We start from the raw sequence: 18,497 nt of genomic DNA, 5'->3' as shown, positions 1-18,497 counted from the left end.
CCAGCACAAACACCAACCCAACCACCGCCGCCCGCATCCGCCAAACCCTGGGCATTAACACTCCCAGATACACGCCCCCGCACCGAAACCACCCCAACACCACCAACACAAACGGACCGGAGCGCTGACACCACTAGCAGACCGCTTCAGCGAGCCGCCCCAAGCCAACCCACCACAACAATCAATTCTGGATATTCCCCCGCATTTTGGGATGTGCCCCCACCTGCGTGCCACCGTGAGCGCCTGGGTGTGCACCGCGTTCGCCCGGAGACGTGTACTCACATCACACCTGGTGCTGCGCCCGGACGCTGGCGTACAGGCAAATGGCGGCGGCGGAGGCGACGTTCAGGGACTCTGCCATTCCGTAGATCGGGATCGAGACCACCGTGTCCGCCGCATCCAGGGCCGCAGGCGCCAGCCCGCGGGCCTCGTTGCCCAGCAGCCAGGCCGATGGCGCGCCGAGCTCCGCCTCGGCGTCGAACAGGCTCACCGTGCCGTGCCCATCGGCAGCGAGCAGCCTCAGCCCCGCCGCCCGCAGTGCGCGCACGGCCTCCTCCAACGTGACACCGGCCAGCACCGGCAGGTGAAACAGGGAACCTGCCGTGGCGCGCACGACCTTCGGGTTCGTCGGATCCACGCTGCCCTTTACCAGCACCACGGCGTCAGCGCCGGCCGCATCAGCGGCGCGAATGATGGTGCCGGCATTGCCGGGATCCTGTGCCTCGGTCAACACCGCCACCAACCGCGCGCCGAACAAGGCCGTCTCCAGGGCCGAGCCTGAGAAGGCGCCGGCCTCGCGCGCGGCGTCGCTCTCCGTCACGGGTGCGGCAGCCCCCGCTCCTCCCCCGCTGGCCCCAGGCTGCGGCCGGGCCGCCACGGCGTCGGTCCTCACCACGGCGAGCACCCCCTGCGCGTCGGCGCTCATGGCTCGCATGACCTCGGGGGTGACCAGGTGGGTGTACAGGCCCGCCCGCGCGGCGGCTTCGGCAATGTCGGCGTGGGCCTGGGCCGCCTCCTCAGTGAAGTAGACGTCGAGCACGTGGCCGGCGACGTGCCGCACCGCCTCGCGCGCGCCCTGCGGCCCCTCCACCAGGAAGCGACGGTACTTGCTGCGGGCGGCGCGGCGGGCCAGCCCGGCCACCCGGGTGATGCGGGCGGCCGCGGGGTTGTCCAGGATCGCGCTCGTGCTCATGGCCGCAGGTTACCGGCCGTATAAGACCGACCCCCGCAACCAGGCCACGCCTTAGGCGCGGGGATTGATTGCGGGGGTCGACTCTGGTTATCGGCCACGCATGGCGACCGGCGACATGCCTGACGTCAGCGCGAAGCTCAGGCCTTGGGGGCGTTGACGTCCGCGGGCAGGGCCTTGCGTGCGGTCTCAACCAGCGCCTTGAAGGCGGCGGGCTCGTTGACAGCCAGCTCGGCGAGCATACGGCGGTCCACCTCAACCCCTGCCAGGCCCAGGCCCTGCATGAACCGGTTGTAGGTCATGCCCTCGGCGCGGGCGGCGGCGTTGATGCGCTGGATCCAAAGACGGCGGAAATCGCCCTTGCGGGCGCGGCGGTCGCGGAAGGCGTACACGCCGGAGTGGGTGACCTGCTCCTTCGCCTTGCGGTACAGGCGAGAGCGCTGTCCGCGGTAGCCGGAGGCGCGGTCAAGTACGGTACGACGCTTCTTCTGGGCGTTAACAGCCCGCTTCACACGTGCCATTTGATGACTCCTTCAAGTGTTGTGGGCCGATCAGCGACCGAGCAGACGCTTGACCTGACGGGTGTCCGCCGGGGCCACGGGCTGGTCCTGGGACAGCTTGCGCTTGCGGCGGGAGGACTTGACCTCCAGCAGGTGGCGCTTGCCGGCCTGCTCGCGCATGAGCTTGCCGCTTCCGGTGACCCGGAAGCGCTTCTTGGCACCGGAGTGCGTCTTGTTCTTCGGCATGTTAGTTTCCTCATTCTCGGTCCCCGACGCCGGATGGGCCGGGGGCTGCGGACCTCGTCGTGTGACGGGGCTGGGTATGTGTGCAGTATGTGCGCGTGCCCGCGGGGCGGACCTGCTGCCGGTGCGGGCTCATTCGCCCGCGGCGGCCTCCTCGGCGGCCTTCGCCTCCACCTTGGCCTCGCGTGCGGCCCGGGCGGCCTGCTTCTCGGCCCTACGGCTGGCGCGGGCGGCCTCACGGCGCCGACGCTGGTCGGACTTGACTTCCGCCTTCTTACGAGTGGGAGACAGGACCATGACCATGTTGCGGCCGTCCTGGCGGGGGTGGGACTCGATGTTGCCCAGCTCGGCGACCTCCTCGGCCACGCGCTGCAGCAGCCTGATGCCCAGCTCCGGGCGGGACTGCTCGCGGCCACGGAAGCGGACGATGCACTTGACCTTGTCACCACCCTTGAGGAAGCGCTCGACATGCCCCATCTTGGTGGCGTAGTCGTGCTCGTCGATCTTGGGCCGGAACTGGATTTCCTTAAGTTGGGTGTTCGCCTGGTTGCGCCGGGCGTCGCGTGCCTTCATGGCCGACTCGTACTTGAACTTGCCGTAGTCCATGAGTCGGCACACCGGAGGGCGCGCATCGGGGGCGACCTCTACGAGGTCAAGGCCTGCCTCCTCAGCCAGGCGGAGAGCGTCCTCCACCCGGACAATGCCGACCTGCTCGCCGCTAGGGCCGACCAGTCGTACCTCGGGGACGCGGATCCGTTCGTTGATACGGGGCTCGCTGATGACTGTTCCTCACTCTTGTCAGTGGTTACCGTTTGCAACGAAGAATGCCTCCGCCGCTAACGCGTGCGAAGGCCTTTCATGTGCTCGTCAGAGCACAGTCGCGAGCACCCATACGGGTGCGCGACTGCGAGGATCGCTCCCCGCATGACCCGGCCCCTTGGGGGACCCAGGTGGGATTTCTCCGCTTGCGTGCCGGAGCCGTGACTCCGGCCGGTCGGTGCCAGAGTCTAGCAGCCTTATCCCGCGCCGACGCCGCAGCAAGCGCCCGCAGAAACGTGACAGTTCCCATAAGCGCATTGCCCTGGGCATCACGTCCCCTGACCATCAGGCGGGCACCGGACACAGCTCCACGGTGTCGATGAACTCCCCCCAGGCCGGGTTGACCATCACATACTGGCACTGCTCCAACGTCGCAGCCACGGCGGGCGTGCCGGCGGATGCGTCTACGCGGATGAACACCCGCAGCTCGGCGTCCTCGCCGGGGGCGAAGGCAACCCCGGTCACCCCGTCGATGGCGCCCAACTGAGCGGCCACCTCCGCCTGCACCGGCTCGTTGCGCCAGGAGGGGATCCAGTCCTCTCCCCCAGCCAGGGCCACCACCGCAGGACGCGGCAGGCGCAAACCGCGCGTGCCCGGGTCGAGTACCCACAGCTGATCGGTTTGCAGGCAGGCGACCTCCGCGGCGCGGCGGGGGGTCACGGGCACGGGACGCACATCTTCACGCCAGGCCGCCACGGCGGCCGCCGAGGTGAAAACCGGCAGGGCCAGGTGGCCGTCGTCGAGCCGGACGGCCAGGTCCGCGGCGTCCTGCGCGGCGTCGGCGGTATGCGGCTCGTGTGCGCCGACGGCAGCAGACGCCTCCCCCAGCCTCAGTGGCGTGGGGCCGCCGGGGGCGTGCACGGCGTGTGCCGCGACGGGCACGATCAGCCGACTGGCCGCCAGCGCGGCCAGCAAGCGGTCGAGATACTCGTGGCGGGCCAGTCCCTGAGCCTCGAGGGCCGCGGTCACGGCGGGGTCGGGGGTGCCGTCGTCGGCGGAGAAGGGAGTGGGCACGGCTAGCAACTGAGCCAGCCGGCTGCGGGCGGCCAGGGCGGCCTCCAACTGCATGTCGGCGGGCAGGCCCGGGCCGCCTGCACCGTCCCCCGCCGCGGGCTCACCGGTGGTATCCGGGATTGTGACCATGCTTGTCACGCCCCCTGCACGGAGTCCGCACCGCGGCACGCGGCAAGTGCCTCCTGAAGCGTGAAGTTGCCGTTATACAGAGCCTTGCCGACGATCGCCCCCTCCAGCCCGTAGCGCTCCAGGCGGGCAAGGGCACGCAGGTCGTCCAGGTGGGCAATGCCGCCGGATGCCACAACCGGAGCGTCGGTGTGCTCGCAGACCTCGCGCAGCAGCTTGATATTCGGGCCCATCAGAGTGCCGTCCTTGGTGACGTCGGTGACTACGTAGCGGGCGCAGCCGGCGGCGTTCAGACGCTCCAGGGTCTCCCACAGGTCCCCGCCCTCCCTGGTCCACCCGCGGGCTGCCAGGGTGGTGCCGCGCACGTCCAGGCCAACGGCGATCTTGTCTCCGTGCTCGGCGATGACCCGCTCGGTCCAGTCGGGGTCCTCCAGGGCGGCAGTGCCGAGGTTGACGCGGGCGGCTCCGGCGGCCAGCGCCCGGTGCAGGGAGGCGTCGTCGCGGATGCCGCCGGAGAGCTCGACCTTGACGTCCACCTCGCCGACGATACGGGCGAGCAGGGGCGCGTTGGTGCCGCGTCCGAAGGCAGCATCCAGGTCCACCAGGTGGATCCACTGCGCGCCGGCTTCCACCCAGTCGCGTGCCGCGTCGATTGGGCTGCCGTAATCCGTTTCGCTGCCAGCCTCACCGCGCAGCAGGCGCACGGCCTTGCCATAGGCGACATCAACGGCCGGGAAAAGGGTGAGCATGGGCGTCTCCTTGATGCTTTGGAGGATGCTTTGGAGCAAGCGGCGGTCTTGTGCGAGTCAGAGAGTAGTTAGCCAGTTGCGCAGCAGCTGCGCGCCGGCGTCCCCGGATTTCTCGGGGTGGAACTGGGTGGCGCTGAGCGCCCCGTTCTCAACGGCAGCAACGAAGTCCTCCCCGTGGGTGGCCCAGGTGGTGCGGGGCAGGCGCGTGCTGCCCGCACCCAGCAGGGCAGCCGGGTCGGTCTTGGCGGCATAGGAGTGCACGAAGTAGAAGCGCTCCGAGCCGGAGGAGTCGTACAGGCCTTCGAACAGCACTGTGTCGGCGGGCGGGCGCACCCGGCTCCACCCCATGTGGGGCACCACATCCGCCTCAAGACGGGAGACGGTGCCGGGCCACTGGTCCAGGCCTGGCACCGGTTCGGCACTGGTTTGCTCAGTGTGCTCGGTGGAGGCGGTGAACATCACCTGCATGCCCACGCAGATACCGAGCACCGGCCTGCCTCCGGCCAGCCGCCGGTCAATCAGCCTGGGAGCGTCCACGGCACGCAGCTGCTCCATGACGGCGGCGAAGGCCCCGACACCGGGTACCACCAGCCCGTCTGCGTTCAGCACCGAGTCGGGGTCCGCGGTCAATTCGGCTTCCGCGCCGACGCGCTCCAGAGCGCGCACCGCCGAGCGCACGTTTCCGCTTCCGTAGGACAGGACGACGACGTGTGGTTGCCTCACGGAGCCAGCCTACCCATCCCCGCCGGAGCTACGGCGCCCACGTCAGCCCTCACTCGGATCGTCACCACGACCGCCATCCCCGTCTCCCCGGTCACGTCGGCGCATGCCGCGGCCCAGCCAACGCATCATGCGGCCGGGCTTGACCTCGTCGGTCCTGATTGCACCCGCGATGTCCTGCACCCGGGTGGCCCCCAGCAGGATGTCCTCGATGTCCTCATCCAGGTCGGGTAGCAGCACACCGGGACTGACCTCCTCCCCAGCCTGCCCGCCCTGGTAGCGACGGGCGGTGATAGTGCCGGACAATCCGGTCTCGATGCCCACGTCAGTCGCCAGGTCGGCGGTTATCAGCACTACCCCGGGGCGGCTGAGGCGGGACAGGGCGGCGGCCAGCTCGGCCGCCTCAGCAGGCTCGGTTTCCGTGCCGCCCAGAAGCTCGGCGATGTCCCACTCTGCGTGCGCGGAGACGAACTCCTTGACCGCGATGGCCCCGGAGCGGGAGGGCACCACCGTGCAGTCCAGGCCGCTGGCGGCGCACAGGGCGGCCAGTGCTTCGGCGCTGGCCAGCGGGGTCAGCACGATAGCGATCTTGATCGCTTTTGCGCCGCCTGCGTCGCCGGAGCCTGCGCCGCCGGGCACACCGTAGACATTGTGGGGCACATCGTCAGCGGAGACGGGGCCGGTGGCCTCTGGCGGCGCGGAGTCCTCGGAGTGCGACTCGGTAGGGTCGGCGGACAGGTCCAGGCCCTCCATCATGGCGGCGAACTCGGCGTCGATGTCCGGCTCGTCATCGGGGCGGCCGACCGGGCCGGTTGTGTGGTCGTCATGCATCACAGTGCGCCTTTGGTCGAGGGGATGCCGTCAACGCGGGGGTCGGGCTCGACGGCGGTCCGCAGTGCGCGGGCCAGGGCCTTGAACTCGGCCTCGGCGATGTGGTGGGGATCGCGCCCGGAGATCACGCGCACGTGCAGGCAGATGCCGGCGTGGTAGGCAATCGCCTCCAGGCAGTGGCGGACCATGGAGCCAGTGAAATGCCCGCCGATGAGGTGGTGCACGAAGGCATCGGACTCGCCGTCGTGCACCAGGTAGGGACGGCCGGAGATGTCGACGACGGCCTGTGCCAGGGCCTCGTCCAGGGGGACGAGCGCGTCACCGAAGCGGCGGATGCCGCGCTTGTCCCCCAGGGCGGTCTTCAGTGCCTCCCCGATGCAGATGGCGGTGTCCTCCACGGTGTGGTGGACGTCGATGTCGGTGTCGCCGCTGGCGCGCACGGTCAGGTCGATCAGCGAGTGCTTTCCCAGGGCGGTGAGCATGTGGTCGTAGAAGGGCACCGTGGTGGAGATGTCGGTGCGTCCGGTGCCGTCCAGGTTCAGCTCAACCACCACGGAGGACTCACTGGTGGCGCGTTCAATGTGAGCGGTGCGGTTCATGCGTTCTTCTCCTCGTTGACCAGAGTTGTGGCTTGCCCGGTCGTATTCCCGGTGACGGCGAGCAGGGCGGTGCGGAAGCGCTCCATCTCCTGCGGCGTGCCGACGCAGGCCCGCAGGTACCCCTCCGGGCCGACGACGCGAATCAGCACGCCGCGCTCCAGCAGGCCCCGCCACACCGCCTCCCGATCGGCGAAGGGACCGAACAGGACGAAGTTGGCGTCGGAGTCGTGGGCGTTCCAGCCATGCGCGCGCAGCCACTCCACCAGGGCGTCGCGCTCGTCACGCAGGGAGGCGACCTGGCTCATCAGCTCCTGCCGGTGATCCAGTGCGGCCAGCGCAGCCGCCTGGGAGATGGCGGACAGGTGGTAGGGCAGGCGGACTATGCGCAGCATGTCCACCAGCTCGGCGGAGGCGGCCAGGTACCCCAGCCGCAGCCCGGCCATGCCGAAGGCCTTGCTCATGGTGCGGGTGACGGCCAAGTGCGGGTAACGGGGGGTGCCGTCGGCGTCGGTTCGCTCCAGCAGCTCCAGCGCACTGGGCACACCGGGACGGCGGAATTCCGCATAGGCCTCGTCGATCACCACCACACAGTCCGTAGCGGTGTCAGCACTGTCAGCACTGTCGCCGCTCGTCGCCGTGTCGGCAGGGCCGTGTCCGCGGGCCGCTTCGAGGACGGCAACGACGTCGTTAAGCGGCAGAGCCGTACCGGTGGGGTTGTTGGGGCTGGCGAGGATGAGCACCGCTGGGCGCTCGCGCGCGATGGCCGCGGCAACTGCGCCGACGTCGACGGTGAAGTCCTCGCGCCTGGGCCCGGTGACGTAGCGCGTGAAAGTGTCGCGAGCGTACTCGGGGTACATGGAATAGGTGGGTGTGAAGGACAGGCAGGTGCGCCCGGGGCCGCCGAAGGCCTGCAGCACATGCGCCATGACCTCGTTGGAGCCGTTGGCCGCCCAGACCTGCTCCCCGCTCAGGCTGACACCGGACTCGGCGGCGAGGTAGTCGGCCAGGGCGGCACGCAGGCCGGGGAAGTCGCGGTCCGGGTAGCGGTTCAGCCCGCTCGCGGCCCGCCCCGCAGCCGCAGCGATGTCCGCAACCACGGCAGGGCTGGGCGGATAGGGGTTCTCATTGACGTTCAGGCGCACCGGCACGTCAAGTTCAGGAGCGCCGTAGGGTTCGCAGCCCTGCAGATCGGGTCGCAGCGGGAGCACTGTCACGCTGCCGGAGTCTACGCGTACTGCGGCCTTGCCCCGGCACGCGTCCTAGCCAGCGGTCGTCAGCAGGATCTCCTCGGCGTCCAGCCGTTCGAGCGCGAACTCCAGGCTGGAGGAGGAGAACAGGCCCCCGTCACGGGCATCGAGCAGGGCGTGGCGCTGCACTCGGATGGTCTCGACGGCGAGTTCGCGCGCCTCGGTGGGGGTGAGCGTGCCCGCGTGCTGGCGGGCGGCGGCGTCGCCCAGGAGCCGGAGCAACCGCTCGCGCTCGGCAACATCGGCGGTGCTGGAGGCCATGCGCGGGCGGACCAGGCGGATGACACCGCTCAGCGTGAGCCCCTGAATGACCAGTGAGCCACCGGCGACCAGCAGCGCCACCAGCAGCAGGAACGGCCGGGCGGGCGTGGACAGGGGCAGGGTCTGGGCGGCTGCCAGGGTGACGGCGCCGCGCATGCCCGCCCACACGATCACCGCCCCCTCGCGCGGCCCGAGGGGATCGGCGGTGAAGTAGTCCAGGTCTGCCCCCCGGCGTCGCTGGCGCCGCTGACCGCGCTCCAGGCGCTCGCGCCAACCGGTGAGGGCCTGGTGCCACTGCTGCGGGGACAGGCCGTGTTGGGCTAGCAGCTCTTCGTCGATGTCACGTGCGCGCTCCAGGCGGGCCTCGAAGTGTTCCAGGCGCTGGCGCTCCTCCTCCAAGTGACGGCGGTGGCGGCGGCGCACGTGGCGCAGCCAGAGCAGCAGCGGTACTACGAAGGCCACCCGCACCAGGACCGCCAGGGCCCCGGCTCCGGCGGCCAGGAGCACGGCGTTGCGCAGGCCGAAACCGTCGTCGATCACGTCCTGGGCGATCCCGTAGGCCTGCAGCCCCATAACCAGGAAGATGCCGCCTTCCAGAATCAGCTCAATGGTGCGCCAGTTCTGCTGGGCGGTCAGCCTGTGGGCGGGCGGCAGCAGTCGGGGCCTGCGGTAGGAGATGACCAGGCCGGCGACGACGGCGGCGACCAGCCCGGAGCCGCCCAAGTAGTCGGTGGGCAGGGAGGCCAGGAAGGGGATGGTGAAGGACACGACCGTGTCCGCCGTCGGGTTGGTGATGCGGGAGCGGACCCGGATGCTGCCCTCCCCCACCACCCAGCCGATGGCCAGGGCCAGGGCCAGCGAGGTGAGGAAGCCGGAGACGAGCGCTGCGGGCTGCAGGGCGTCGGCGCTGTGCGCGATGCCCGCGGCCGTGGCGGAGGACAGCAGGATCAGGGCGGTGGCGTCATTGAACAGTCCCTCCCCCTCCAAGATGGTGATGATCCGCTGGGAGACGCCCGAGCCGCGGGCAATGGTGATGGCGACGGCGTCGGTGGGGCTCAGCACAGCCCCGAGTGCGATGGCCCAGGGCAGGGCGATGGCGGGCACTACGGCATGCACCACCAGGCCGATGATGCCGGCGCTGGCGGCAACCAGCCCGACGGCGAGCGCGGTGACGGCGCGTAGCTCGCGTCGGAAGTCCATCACGGGCATGGATACCGCAGTGGAGAACAGCAGTGGGGGCAGTACCGCCTCGAGGACGATGTCGGGGTCCAGCTCGATCGCCGAGACGAACGGCAGGAAGCCGATGCCCGCCCCCAGGGCCAGCAGCAGTAGCGGTGAGGCTACGCCGACCCTGGGGGCGAGTTGGTTGCCGGCGGCAATGACGAGCAGGCCCGCCACCGCGATGATAAGTATTTCCACGGCCGCACCTTAAGGTGCGGCCGTGGAAGCAGCCTCAGAAACGCGCGGACGCCAGCCGGGCGCCCTCGGTCAGGGAGGCGAGCTTGGACCAGGCGATGTGGGCGTGCACGCGTCCGCCCAGGCCGCAGTCGGTGGAGGCGACCACGCGCTCGGGGCCGACCAGCCGGGCAAAGCGCTCGATGCGGTCGGCAACGAGCTCGGGGTGCTCCAGCACGTTGGTGGCGTGGGAGACGACGCCCGGGATCAGGTACTTGCCGTCGGGAAGCGAGGTGTCCTGCCAGATCTTCCACTCGTGCTCGTGGCGTACGTTAGCGGCCTCGAAGCTCAGCCCGTTGGCGTTCACCGACAGGGCCAGGTCGACGATCTTGTCGAAGCCGAGGTCGGTGGAGTGCGGCCCGTGCCAGGAGCCCCAGCACACGTGGTAGCGGACCTGGGCGGGGTCAATGCCCTCCAGGGCGTGGTTAAGGGCCTCGATGCGCACGGCGGAGAAGCGGCGGTAGTCCTCCAGGGACGGCTCGGTGACGAACTGGTCCCAGGACTCGGCCAGGTCAGGGGCGTCGATCTGGACCGTGAGCCCGGCATCGGTGATCGCCCGGTACTCCTCGCGCAGGGCCTCGGCCCAGGCCCATACGGCCGCCTCGTCGTCCTCGTAGTAGTAGTTGCCGACGCGTGCCGCCGAGGCCGGGGAGACGGAGGCCACGAAGCCTTCGCTCAGCGGCTTGCCGGCCCCCTCGAGCGCGCGGGTGAGTGCGGCAATGTCGCGGGCGACGACGTCCTGACCGGTGTAGCGGATCTCGCCGGTCACCACCGGGAACACCCAGGGGCGCCGAGTGGCCAGGTGGATGCCGGAGGTGGGGTCGGAGTAGGCGTCGGCGTAGGCGACCCAGTCGCGGCGGTCGGTCATGGCATCCAGCTCGAGCTTGCCGGCCGGGGTGGGCTTGCGCTCGGGCAGCTGGTCGAGCAGCTCCAGGCCGCTGAAGCGGCTGAAGGAATATGACCACCAGGCCCCGTAGTCGACCTTCTCGGTCATGGCGTGACCGTATTCGCCGTCGTTGACGATCGTCAGGCCGATCTCGGCCTGACGGGCGACGACAGCGTCGGTCTGCTCGGCGACGACCGCCGCGAGTCCGGCGTCGTCGAGCGTGCCGGCCGCGTGTGCTGCATTCGCCTCCAGCAGTGCCTCGGTGCGGGGCAGGGAGCCAACATGGGTGGTGCGGATTTGCTTGGCCATTTCAGGTCCTTCCATCGGTCCTGGCGGGAGCACCGCACCGCCGGACGCATGCCGACGGCGTGGTTGCTGCGGCGTCAACGAGCCAGGTCTCTCAGCCGCTCTGGATGGTGCGGCAACACCCTACCAAGTTCCCCGCGCCGTCCCCGCACTCTCGGCGTGTCAGCGCCGCTTGCGCCGCACCGGCCGGTCGGCCTGCCGGGAGGGCGTCCGGGTCCTAGCGCTCGGCGACGATCTCCACGCGGCGGTTGGCCGCCCGGCCCTCCTCCGACACGGTGCCGTCCTCATTGGTCTCCGCAGCAATTGGCTCGGACTCCCCCTTGCCCTCCGCGGTGATCTCAAGTTCGGGCAGCCGGGCGCTGATATACGTCTTGACCGCCTGGGCTCGGCGCTCAGACAAGTCCTGGTTATAGGCGTCCTCGTCCACCGAGTCGGTGTGCCCGACAATCGTCACCGTGGCGGGCGGATCATCCTTCCAGTCCTCGATGAGCTCGTCGAGTACCTCGTGGGCGCGGTCGGTAAGGTCCGCGGAGTCCGTCTCGAAGTTGATGTCGCTAGACAACGTCGTGGTGGTCCGGTCCCCCCGCTCCACCACCGAGGCCGCACCGTCCAGGGCCCCGATCGGGGCCTCAATGTCGAAGCTCCGCAACTCGATGGAGTATGCGGGAGCGTCGATGTTCTCCCCGGCGCCCGGCAAGACCCCGGGGTCGACGTACCAGGTTGCCGTCGCGGGCTCCGTCGCGCTCGGCGTCGCAGAGGCGGCCAGCGCCGTGGGCTGGGAGTTGGTCGCGACCACCGCCGCTCCCACCAGCATCACGGTCCCCGCCGCGCCCGCGAGCCGGGCGGCATACAGGGCACGGCGGTTCATCGCGTCACCGCCACGTCCGTGAACAGCTGCAGGCCGGGAATTGACACCGTGACAGTCTTCACATTCTCAGGCAGGGGCGCGTACATGTTGTAGTAGATCGCAGTATCACCCGGGCGGATCCTGCCGGGCTGGGAGCACAATCGCTCGCCGTCGGTGTTGCGGGCCGTCTCGTAAGTCTTCTGGTTCAGGGAGTCGATGAGCATCACTCCCGAGGTGGTTCCGGCCCCACCGGGGCTACTGAATTCAGAGCTCATGTAAAGGCCTTCGTGGTCTTCATCATCCGGCGAGAGGCAGGTTACCGAGAAGGTGACAACCGTGAAGCCCCCGGTAACTGTGACGGCATTGAGGTCCACGCGCGCCGGCTCCTCGGCTGCATACCCGTTGCTCAGCTCCACCTCCTGGGAACCGAGTACGGGCAGCTCGCCGGTAAAGGGCAGGGCCGTTCCGGCCGCCGAAGCCTGTGCGGCCGCGCCGACGACGTCTGCGCCTGCGGCGTCGGCGTCCTCGCCGTCGTCACGCCCGGTCAGGCTGCAGGCCGCCAGCACGCCGGCCAGCACTGCGGAGCCGCCCCACGCCAGAAGTCGACGCCGACTGACGCCTGCGGCCGACAGGGACTCCGGGGTCGGCCTAAACTGTGATGAAGACGTGGACATGCGGCAACTCCTCGGGAAGGAAAGTGGCAAGCACCGTATGTGACTGGCGGGCGGAGGCCCGACGCCTGGGCGAATGACGCGGCACCAAACTTAGTATGCCGGAACGTTATCTTACCGGAGCAGCGGAGTCAACCCGAGTGGATACGCATCGGCGGCACCAATCGCGCAGAGCGGGTTCGCGTCGGTGCGCCGGGCTAGCGTTGCGGCCATGAACCAGCCCGCCACAAACGCCGCTCCCGCCAGCCCGATCCGCGAGCGCGCCGAGGCGGTGCTGCGGGACCTGGTCGGCCGGGCGGACGCGCAGTTGCGTACGGACCAGTTGCGCGCCGTCGAGGCGCTGGTGGTGCAGCGCCGGCGCGCGCTAGTAGTGCAACGCACCGGCTGGGGCAAGTCTGCTGTCTACTTTATAGCAACCGTGTTACTACGCGAGGGTTGGGCCGACTGGCGGCCGGGTACTCCGCTCCCCGTGGCCGGCGCGCGGGAGGCTGCCGGAGCAACAGTGATCGTCTCCCCGCTACTAGCACTCATGCGTGATCAAGTTGCAGCCGCGCAGCGCGCCGGTATCAACGCCCTGACCATGAACTCGGTCAACGCCCCGCAGTGGCCCGAGATCGAGGCGCAGGTGCAACGCGGCGAGGTCGACTTGCTGCTGGTGTCCCCCGAGCGGCTCAACCACCCCGTCTTCCGGGAAGAGGTCCTGCCCCGGCTGGCTGCAGACGCCGCCCTGGTGGTGATTGACGAGGCCCACTGCATCTCCGACTGGGGGCACGACTTCCGCCCCGACTACCGGCGCATCCGCACCCTGCTGTCGCAGCTGCCGCACAGGACGCCGGTACTGGCCACCACGGCGACGGCCAACGCCCGGGTCACCGCCGATATCGCCGAGCAGCTGAGCACCGCGTCCCCTGCGGACACTGCCGCGGACGGCACTGCGGCGTCAGCGCCAGGCCGCGACGTGCTGGTACTGCGCGGCACGCTTGCACGCGATTCCCTGCACCTGGGGGTGCAGCAGCTACCCGATGCCGCTTCCCGCCTGGCGTGGCTGGTCAGCTACCTACAGGGCACGCCTGGATCCGGGATCGTGTACTGCCTGACGGTCGCAGCGGCCGAAGAGGTAGCCGAGCGATTACGTGACGCAGGCATGGCGGTCTCCGCCTACACGGGGCGCACGGATTCCGCGGAGCGGGAGCGCCTGGAGGAGGAGCTCAGGGACAACCGGGTAAAGGCGCTGGTGGCCACCAGCGCACTCGGCATGGGCTTCGACAAGCCGGACTTGGCATTCGTCGTGCACCTGGGGGCACCGAGCTCGCCAGTGGCCTACTACCAGCAAGTGGGCCGGGCGGGGCGCGGGGTCGAGCGCGCGGAGGTGATCCTCCTGCCGGGGGCCGAGGACCGCGCCATTTGGGACTGGTTCGGCGCCCAGGGATTTCCTCCCCCGGATGCGGTCCGGGAGGTTCTGGCAGCGCTGGACCGGGGCGGCGCGGCGGGCGGACGTCCCGTCAGCACGAACACGCTGGAGGCCGTGGTACCGCTGCGCCGCGCCCGCCTGGAGTCCATGCTCAAGGTCCTTGACGTTGATGGCGCAGTACAGCGGGTGCCTGGGGGCTGGCAGGCAACCGGGCGTCCCTGGGCCTATGACGCGCCCCGGTATGAGCGGGTCGAGCGGGCGCGGCGCGCCGAGCAGGAGCTGATGGAGCGTTATGAGTCCTTGTCCGCGCCCGACTGCCGGATGGCCTTTCTTCGCCGGGTACTGGATGATCCGGAGCTGACCGCCGACTGGCGGTGCGGCACCTGCGACCTGTGCGGCGGGCTGGACCTGCCGCAGGTACCGGCCGAGCAGGAGGTTTCCGCCGCCCGTCGAGCGATGGCACGCGTGGGCATTGCGATCGAGCCCCGCAGGCGTTGGCCCGCCGGCATGGACCGCCTGGGCCTCCCCGAGCTCAGGGGCGCTATCGCCGCGGCCGACCGAGCGGAGCCGGGGCTGGCAGTCGGCCGCCTGGACGGGCTGGGCGTGTCCGCGTCCCTGCGCGATCTGCTGGACTCAGGTGCCGACTCCGAGGTGCCGCCCTCCCTGCGCACCCCCGTGCTGGAGGTCGCCGACAGGCTCGCCGCCCAGGCGATTTCCGTATCCGGGGAGGGCGACGCGCAGGTCGGTCCGAAGGAGCTGGCGGTAGTCGTCATTGACTCGCGCACGCGCCCAAGGCTTGTACGCCACCTGGGGCACGCGCTGGCGCATCACCTGGGAGCCGTTCCGCTGGGCGTCATCGGGGTGCGAGGTGAGCCGGGGCGCCACGACGTCGGCTCCGCCTTCCGGCTGGCGGACAGTGTCCGTTCCCTGACACTGGAGAAATGGCCACCGCGGGTCCTGGAGCGCTTACACAACCGTCACGTCGTGCTGGTGGATGACTGGACCGACTCCGGCTGGACGCTCACCGTCGGCGCCATGCTGCTGCGGCGGGCGGGGGCGGCCGGGGTGTACCCCCTGGTGCTAGCGCAGCGCTGAGTACTGAGCCAGTGCCTGCCAACAGTCCTGTTGTCAGCCGCCGTCCTCGATACGCGCCGCAGTGACCAGGTCTTGCGCCACTGTGCCGGAGTCCGGTCCGGTGCCGCCCGGCCCAGTGGTGCTCGGGGGCTGCCCGGGTGCGGTGGTTTCCGCGGAGACGATCCCCTCATCCTGGAGGTAGTACCACCACAGCGGCGCGGCCCAGGCGCGCGGCTGCCCCAGCGCGACCGCCGTAAGGTGCTGGGCGACGGCGGACCGGCCCGCTTCGGCGTCATCGGCTGACCCGAACCACCAGGGTCCCTCGTCGAGGTCTTCAGCGCCGTAGCCCAGTTCGGTCAGCGCCGTCTGCTTGTCCCCCACCACCCGCCGCAGCGTTTCCATGACGCGCCGGGCGCCGGATCCCAGCGGATGCCACTGCGGGTACACGGACAGCCCAACCACATCAGTCAGCTCCAGCAGCTCCCCCCGCAAGTTGGCTGCGGCCCAGGACAGGACGGACTCCGCGGCCGTGCCCTGACCGAGCTGGTAGTACAGGGTGAGCACGCGCGTGGCTGCGGCAGTGGCGGGGGTCTCGGCCAGGACTCGCGCAGCGGCAAGCGTCCGCGCAACGGCATCCGGACCGGTCCACTGTGCGGCGAGCTCATTGCCGATCTCCCAGGCGTCGGCGTCGGGGAAGGTGCCGACCAGAGCCGCCAGCCTCCGCCTCCACGCGTCCTCGGTGTACTCGGCCAGGTCCTGGGAGTCGCAGACCTGCACCATGACGCGGACACCAGCGTCATGCAACTCCGTGGCGCACCGCCTCCACTCCGCCAGCTCCGCAGTGTCCTCGGTGTCTGCAACAACGATACGCACCAGCCGGGTCCGGCCGGCCTCCTCCAGCGGGGCTATCGCCTCGGCCGCCGTACCGGGGTCCGGGGCGGCGGTGAAGGTCACTCCGAGCATGGCGTCCTCGGGCCCGCTGCCCGCGGCGGCCGCATCAAGGGCCAGTTGGGCGGAGGTCGCCGCCTCCAGCGCATCGTTGGCGAGCGCGGCGCGCTCGACGGGAGTTCCCGCGGCCGCGCACGCGTCCAGTGCCCGGGAGGTGAGCGCACGCAGCTGGTTGACCGCCTGGGCCGTATCCGCCTCGGCTCCGCTGGTCGGCAGGCTGCGCACCGCATCCGCTTGGGCGTTGTGCAGGCTGCGCGCCGCTAGCTCGGCCAGGGCGTAGCGTCCGGGCCCCGGCACGTCCACGAGCAGGGCCGAGTAGCCGTGGCTGGTGGGCCAGGACAGGTTAAGACAGGCGGGGCCGCCCGCAGGCAGCTCCAGGCATGCAGTGGACTCCCCGTGCGCTTGCAAGGGGGCGAGCTCGATCAGCTCGAGCGTGTCGGTATCGAGCAGAGCGTCATCGCGTCCTTCCTCCCCCACCCCGTTGGTCTGCCGCTCAAGCAGCTGACTCAAGGTCATGAGCTCACCATCAGGGGCGGCGACGTCGAGCCGCGCCAGGGCGCCCGTGCTGGGCGGCTCCCCTGGCGCGGCCTGCAGCTTTATCAGGGGAAGGGGCGCGAGAGCCAGGCCGACACCTCCCGCCACGAGCAGGCCCAGGGCCCGCCGCCGGGATACTCTGCGGGGCCGGGCCGGCGCGGGAGGATCGGCAGGCGCCTCGGACGCGGCCACGTCATCCCCCGCCTGGCTGGAGGCCTCGGAAGCAAGCATCACTTCAGCTCCGTTGCGGGCACGAAGGTGTAGCCCTCTGCCCGGATGCCCTCAACGACCTGCTGCAGCAGCGACACGTCATAGTAGGGGTGGAAGAAGAAGCTGGCGGTGGCGTGCGTACCCACCAGGTTGGCGCGTGCGGCAGCCACGAGGTCCGCGGGCAGGCGCGGCGGATGCTGGTTGTACGCCTCCAATTCCACGTTGCCGAGGTTCTCGGGCAGCACGTGCGTGCCGTACGGGTCATTCACGGCATAGGGGAAGAACTGTCCGAAGTAGTCGAAGTCCCCTCCGGAGCGGCCGGTGAGCAGGCCGGCGTGCAGGAGCTCGCGCTCGTAGCGCACCTGGTAGACCTTGCCGATGCCGGCGTAGGCCGCCGCGCTGGCCGCGTAGTGCGGTGTTTCGAACACGGTGGGCTCGGGCAGGCCGACCTGGGTGAAGATGGCTCGGCCCTCGAGCACTTGCGCGGTGGCCCAGTCCGCGTCGGTGCCCGGCAGGTCCCCGCCGATCTGCACCCACGAGTCGTTCTGGCAGGTGACCACCGGCGCGGAGTTGTCGTTGACGGAGCTGCACCAGGACCGGATGAACTCGAAGTCATCCGTGCTCACCGCGTTGTAGGGGTTGCTGAGGTTGGAGAACTGGTGGCGGGTGCCGTGCTGAATCAGCGTGCCGCCGTTGGCGACGGCGTGGTTGAGAACCTCGACCAGCTCCGGGTTGTCAGCCAGGGTGAGGGTCTCCGGTGCGCCGTCGTTGTACACCCCACTGGGGTCGGTGTACACGGGCACCACCGCGATCTGGAAGGGCACGGCCGCGCCGACCAGGTAGTCGACGATCGCGCGCAGCTCCGAGGCCGTCGTTGCGGGGCTTACGTCCTCGATGCGTACGGCCGCCTGCCGGACGGTGGCCGCGCCGGGCTGGAGGGTGTCCAGCACGATGTCGGCGGCGGCCAGGTACCGGTCTGTCTCCCCCAGGTAGGACAGGGGGACCTCCCCGATGTAGGTGAGGTTCGCGGACTTGACCGCCCACGGGAAGGAGCTGCCTGTCGACTGTGCGACCTGGGCGCAGTCGGTGGCGGCGCCGGCGGCGTCGGAGCACTGGGCGGAGCCGAGTACCGTGACGTCCTCGGGGGTGGTGATGTGGGGGGCGAGGATTCCGCCCGTATTCAAGGCGTTGCGGCTCAGGGACTGGCCGTTGTAGGTCACCGAGGTCACCGTATCGGCCGAGTCAATGTAGGAGCCGGCGGCGTCCCACCCGTAGCGGGCGGCGAAGGCGGTGCGGCCCTCGGCGCCGGCCGCGAGCTGCCAGATGTTGAAACCGGACCACAATACGGGCACGTCACCGGTCAGAACATCGTCGATGAAAGCCTGCGGCAGCGGCTCATCGTAGGTGGAGCCGGAGTAGATCACGGCGGTGTAGGAGCCGGCCAGGCCAGCGACGTAGTCCGTGACCGGCAGGGTCGTCACCGTACCGGAGTGAGAGGCCAGCATCCCCATGCCCAGAGCGTAGTACTCGCCGAGATGCGCGTAGGGGCCGGTGGAGTCGAACAGTACGAGCGTACGGGCGGGGCCGGCTTGCTCGGTGGAGAAGCTGCGGGCTGATTCCGGCAGCGCCACGTCCGCCGGCAGGTCACGCACCTGCGGCTCGGCGGCTGCCTCAACGGGCTGCTCCAGCTCCTCGGCCTCAGCCTCGCCGGCGAGCACGAGCGGCAGCACCTGCTGCGCGGCCGCCGCCGGCTCCGGAGGCGCCTGGACCGGAGCCTCCTGGGCGACGTCGAGCGCCGGGGCCTCGGCCGGGACGGCGGCCGGCGGCTCGGCTGCGGCGGCGGGAGCGGACGGGGCG

Annotated in this window: 16 protein-coding genes, 1 pseudogene and 1 riboswitch; of the genes and pseudogenes, 1 reads left to right on the top strand and 16 read right to left on the bottom strand. The window is 70.1% G+C overall.

Features of this window, described 5'->3' with window-relative positions; genetic code table 11:
* Positions 1-283: 283 nt before the first annotated feature.
* From GZ998_RS00175 to GZ998_RS00110, 14 genes and pseudogenes are all read right to left on the bottom strand, one after another.
* Positions 284-1,192: an RNA methyltransferase gene (locus GZ998_RS00175; RefSeq protein ID WP_219108238.1), complete on the bottom strand. Its 909-nt coding sequence runs from the start codon at positions 1,190-1,192 to the stop codon at positions 284-286.
* Between the two features lie 137 nt (positions 1,193-1,329).
* Positions 1,330-1,710 (bottom strand): 50S ribosomal protein L20, encoded by a 381-nt coding sequence (rplT, locus tag GZ998_RS00170; protein WP_161924335.1) that lies wholly within the window; start codon positions 1,708-1,710, stop codon positions 1,330-1,332.
* 30 nt (positions 1,711-1,740) lie between these two features.
* The gene (rpmI, locus tag GZ998_RS00165) at positions 1,741-1,935 is read right to left on the bottom strand and encodes a 50S ribosomal protein L35 (RefSeq protein ID WP_161924336.1); all 195 of its coding nucleotides are present in this window, start codon (positions 1,933-1,935) and stop codon (positions 1,741-1,743) included.
* A gap of 267 nt (positions 1,936-2,202) precedes the next feature.
* Positions 2,203-2,712 (bottom strand): annotated as a pseudogene (gene infC, locus GZ998_RS00160) (translation initiation factor IF-3); the annotation flags it as partial.
* A gap of 324 nt (positions 2,713-3,036) precedes the next feature.
* Positions 3,037-3,819: an SseB family protein gene (locus tag GZ998_RS00155; protein ID WP_237564392.1), complete on the bottom strand. Its 783-nt coding sequence runs from the start codon at positions 3,817-3,819 to the stop codon at positions 3,037-3,039.
* An 80-nt stretch (positions 3,820-3,899) separates the two neighbouring features.
* On the bottom strand, positions 3,900-4,640 hold the full coding sequence (gene priA, locus GZ998_RS00150; RefSeq protein WP_161924337.1) for a bifunctional 1-(5-phosphoribosyl)-5-((5-phosphoribosylamino)methylideneamino)imidazole-4-carboxamide isomerase/phosphoribosylanthranilate isomerase PriA: 741 nt from the start codon (positions 4,638-4,640) through the stop codon (positions 3,900-3,902).
* Positions 4,641-4,697: 57 nt separating this feature from the next.
* Complete coding sequence (gene hisH / locus GZ998_RS00145; RefSeq protein WP_161924338.1) at positions 4,698-5,363, bottom strand: imidazole glycerol phosphate synthase subunit HisH; 666 nt, start codon at positions 5,361-5,363, stop codon at positions 4,698-4,700.
* Between the two features lie 42 nt (positions 5,364-5,405).
* Positions 5,406-6,191: a hypothetical protein gene (locus GZ998_RS00140; protein ID WP_161924339.1), complete on the bottom strand. Its 786-nt coding sequence runs from the start codon at positions 6,189-6,191 to the stop codon at positions 5,406-5,408.
* On the bottom strand, positions 6,191-6,790 hold the full coding sequence (gene hisB / locus GZ998_RS00135) for an imidazoleglycerol-phosphate dehydratase HisB (RefSeq protein WP_161924340.1): 600 nt from the start codon (positions 6,788-6,790) through the stop codon (positions 6,191-6,193). The genes GZ998_RS00140 and hisB overlap by 1 nt, the downstream gene beginning before the upstream one ends.
* Entirely contained in the window at positions 6,787-8,004 is a 1,218-nt protein-coding gene (locus GZ998_RS00130; RefSeq protein WP_219108236.1) for a histidinol-phosphate transaminase, read from the bottom strand. The genes hisB and GZ998_RS00130 overlap by 4 nt, the downstream gene beginning before the upstream one ends.
* A gap of 45 nt (positions 8,005-8,049) precedes the next feature.
* Positions 8,050-9,717, bottom strand: coding sequence for a cation:proton antiporter (locus GZ998_RS00125; protein WP_219108234.1), 1,668 nt, complete (start codon positions 9,715-9,717; stop codon positions 8,050-8,052).
* Positions 9,718-9,751: 34 nt separating this feature from the next.
* On the bottom strand, positions 9,752-10,948 hold the full coding sequence (locus GZ998_RS00120; RefSeq protein ID WP_219108233.1) for a cobalamin-independent methionine synthase II family protein: 1,197 nt from the start codon (positions 10,946-10,948) through the stop codon (positions 9,752-9,754).
* An 8-nt stretch (positions 10,949-10,956) separates the two neighbouring features.
* A riboswitch (SAM riboswitch) is annotated at positions 10,957-11,059 on the bottom strand.
* A gap of 103 nt (positions 11,060-11,162) precedes the next feature.
* Positions 11,163-11,813, bottom strand: coding sequence for an OmpA family protein (locus GZ998_RS00115; protein ID WP_219108231.1), 651 nt, complete (start codon positions 11,811-11,813; stop codon positions 11,163-11,165).
* Entirely contained in the window at positions 11,810-12,466 is a 657-nt protein-coding gene (locus GZ998_RS00110) for a hypothetical protein (RefSeq protein WP_161924343.1), read from the bottom strand. The genes GZ998_RS00115 and GZ998_RS00110 overlap by 4 nt, the downstream gene beginning before the upstream one ends.
* A gap of 208 nt (positions 12,467-12,674) precedes the next feature.
* Here GZ998_RS00110 and GZ998_RS00105 point away from each other — a divergent pair, with 208 nt between their 5' ends.
* The gene (locus GZ998_RS00105) at positions 12,675-14,969 is read left to right on the top strand and encodes a RecQ family ATP-dependent DNA helicase (protein ID WP_162678600.1); all 2,295 of its coding nucleotides are present in this window, start codon (positions 12,675-12,677) and stop codon (positions 14,967-14,969) included.
* 33 nt (positions 14,970-15,002) lie between these two features.
* Here GZ998_RS00105 and GZ998_RS00100 read toward each other — a convergent pair whose 3' ends face one another.
* Together GZ998_RS00100 and GZ998_RS00095 are read right to left on the bottom strand one after the other, a co-directional pair.
* Positions 15,003-16,661 carry a Tat pathway signal sequence gene (locus tag GZ998_RS00100; protein WP_162678599.1) on the bottom strand — a complete coding sequence of 553 codons (1,659 nt, stop codon included), beginning with the start codon at positions 16,659-16,661 and terminating at the stop codon, positions 15,003-15,005.
* Positions 16,661-18,497: DUF2334 domain-containing protein (locus GZ998_RS00095; RefSeq protein WP_219108229.1), on the bottom strand; the 1,837-nt coding region annotated here is incomplete at its 5' end. The genes GZ998_RS00100 and GZ998_RS00095, both read right to left, overlap by 1 nt.

Source organism: Actinomyces sp. 594, from assembly GCF_019325145.1.
GTDB lineage: Bacteria > Actinomycetota > Actinomycetes > Actinomycetales > Actinomycetaceae > Actinomyces.
The sequence above is the reverse complement of the archived record's forward strand: the minus strand, read 5'-3'. Positions and strand labels throughout refer to the sequence as shown.

What these genes read in the sequence shown, in the direction of transcription:
- GZ998_RS00175 (WP_219108238.1), bottom strand. Translation starts at nt 1,192, where the DNA reads ATGAGCACGAGCGCGATCCTGGACAACCCCGCGGCCGCCCGCATCACC.
- rplT (WP_161924335.1), bottom strand. Translation starts at nt 1,710, where the DNA reads ATGGCACGTGTGAAGCGGGCTGTTAACGCCCAGAAGAAGCGTCGTACC.
- rpmI (WP_161924336.1), bottom strand. Translation starts at nt 1,935, where the DNA reads ATGCCGAAGAACAAGACGCACTCCGGTGCCAAGAAGCGCTTCCGGGTC.
- GZ998_RS00155 (WP_237564392.1), bottom strand. Translation starts at nt 3,819, where the DNA reads ATGCAGTTGGAGGCCGCCCTGGCCGCCCGCAGCCGGCTGGCTCAGTTG.
- priA (WP_161924337.1), bottom strand. Translation starts at nt 4,640, where the DNA reads ATGCTCACCCTTTTCCCGGCCGTTGATGTCGCCTATGGCAAGGCCGTG.
- GZ998_RS00140 (WP_161924339.1), bottom strand. Translation starts at nt 6,191, where the DNA reads ATGCATGACGACCACACAACCGGCCCGGTCGGCCGCCCCGATGACGAG.
- hisB (WP_161924340.1), bottom strand. Translation starts at nt 6,790, where the DNA reads ATGAACCGCACCGCTCACATTGAACGCGCCACCAGTGAGTCCTCCGTG.
- GZ998_RS00120 (WP_219108233.1), bottom strand. Translation starts at nt 10,948, where the DNA reads ATGGCCAAGCAAATCCGCACCACCCATGTTGGCTCCCTGCCCCGCACC.
- GZ998_RS00115 (WP_219108231.1), bottom strand. Translation starts at nt 11,813, where the DNA reads ATGAACCGCCGTGCCCTGTATGCCGCCCGGCTCGCGGGCGCGGCGGGG.
- GZ998_RS00110 (WP_161924343.1), bottom strand. Translation starts at nt 12,466, where the DNA reads ATGTCCACGTCTTCATCACAGTTTAGGCCGACCCCGGAGTCCCTGTCG.
- GZ998_RS00105 (WP_162678600.1), top strand. Translation starts at nt 12,675, where the DNA reads ATGAACCAGCCCGCCACAAACGCCGCTCCCGCCAGCCCGATCCGCGAG.
- GZ998_RS00100 (WP_162678599.1), bottom strand. Translation starts at nt 16,661, where the DNA reads ATGCTTGCTTCCGAGGCCTCCAGCCAGGCGGGGGATGACGTGGCCGCG.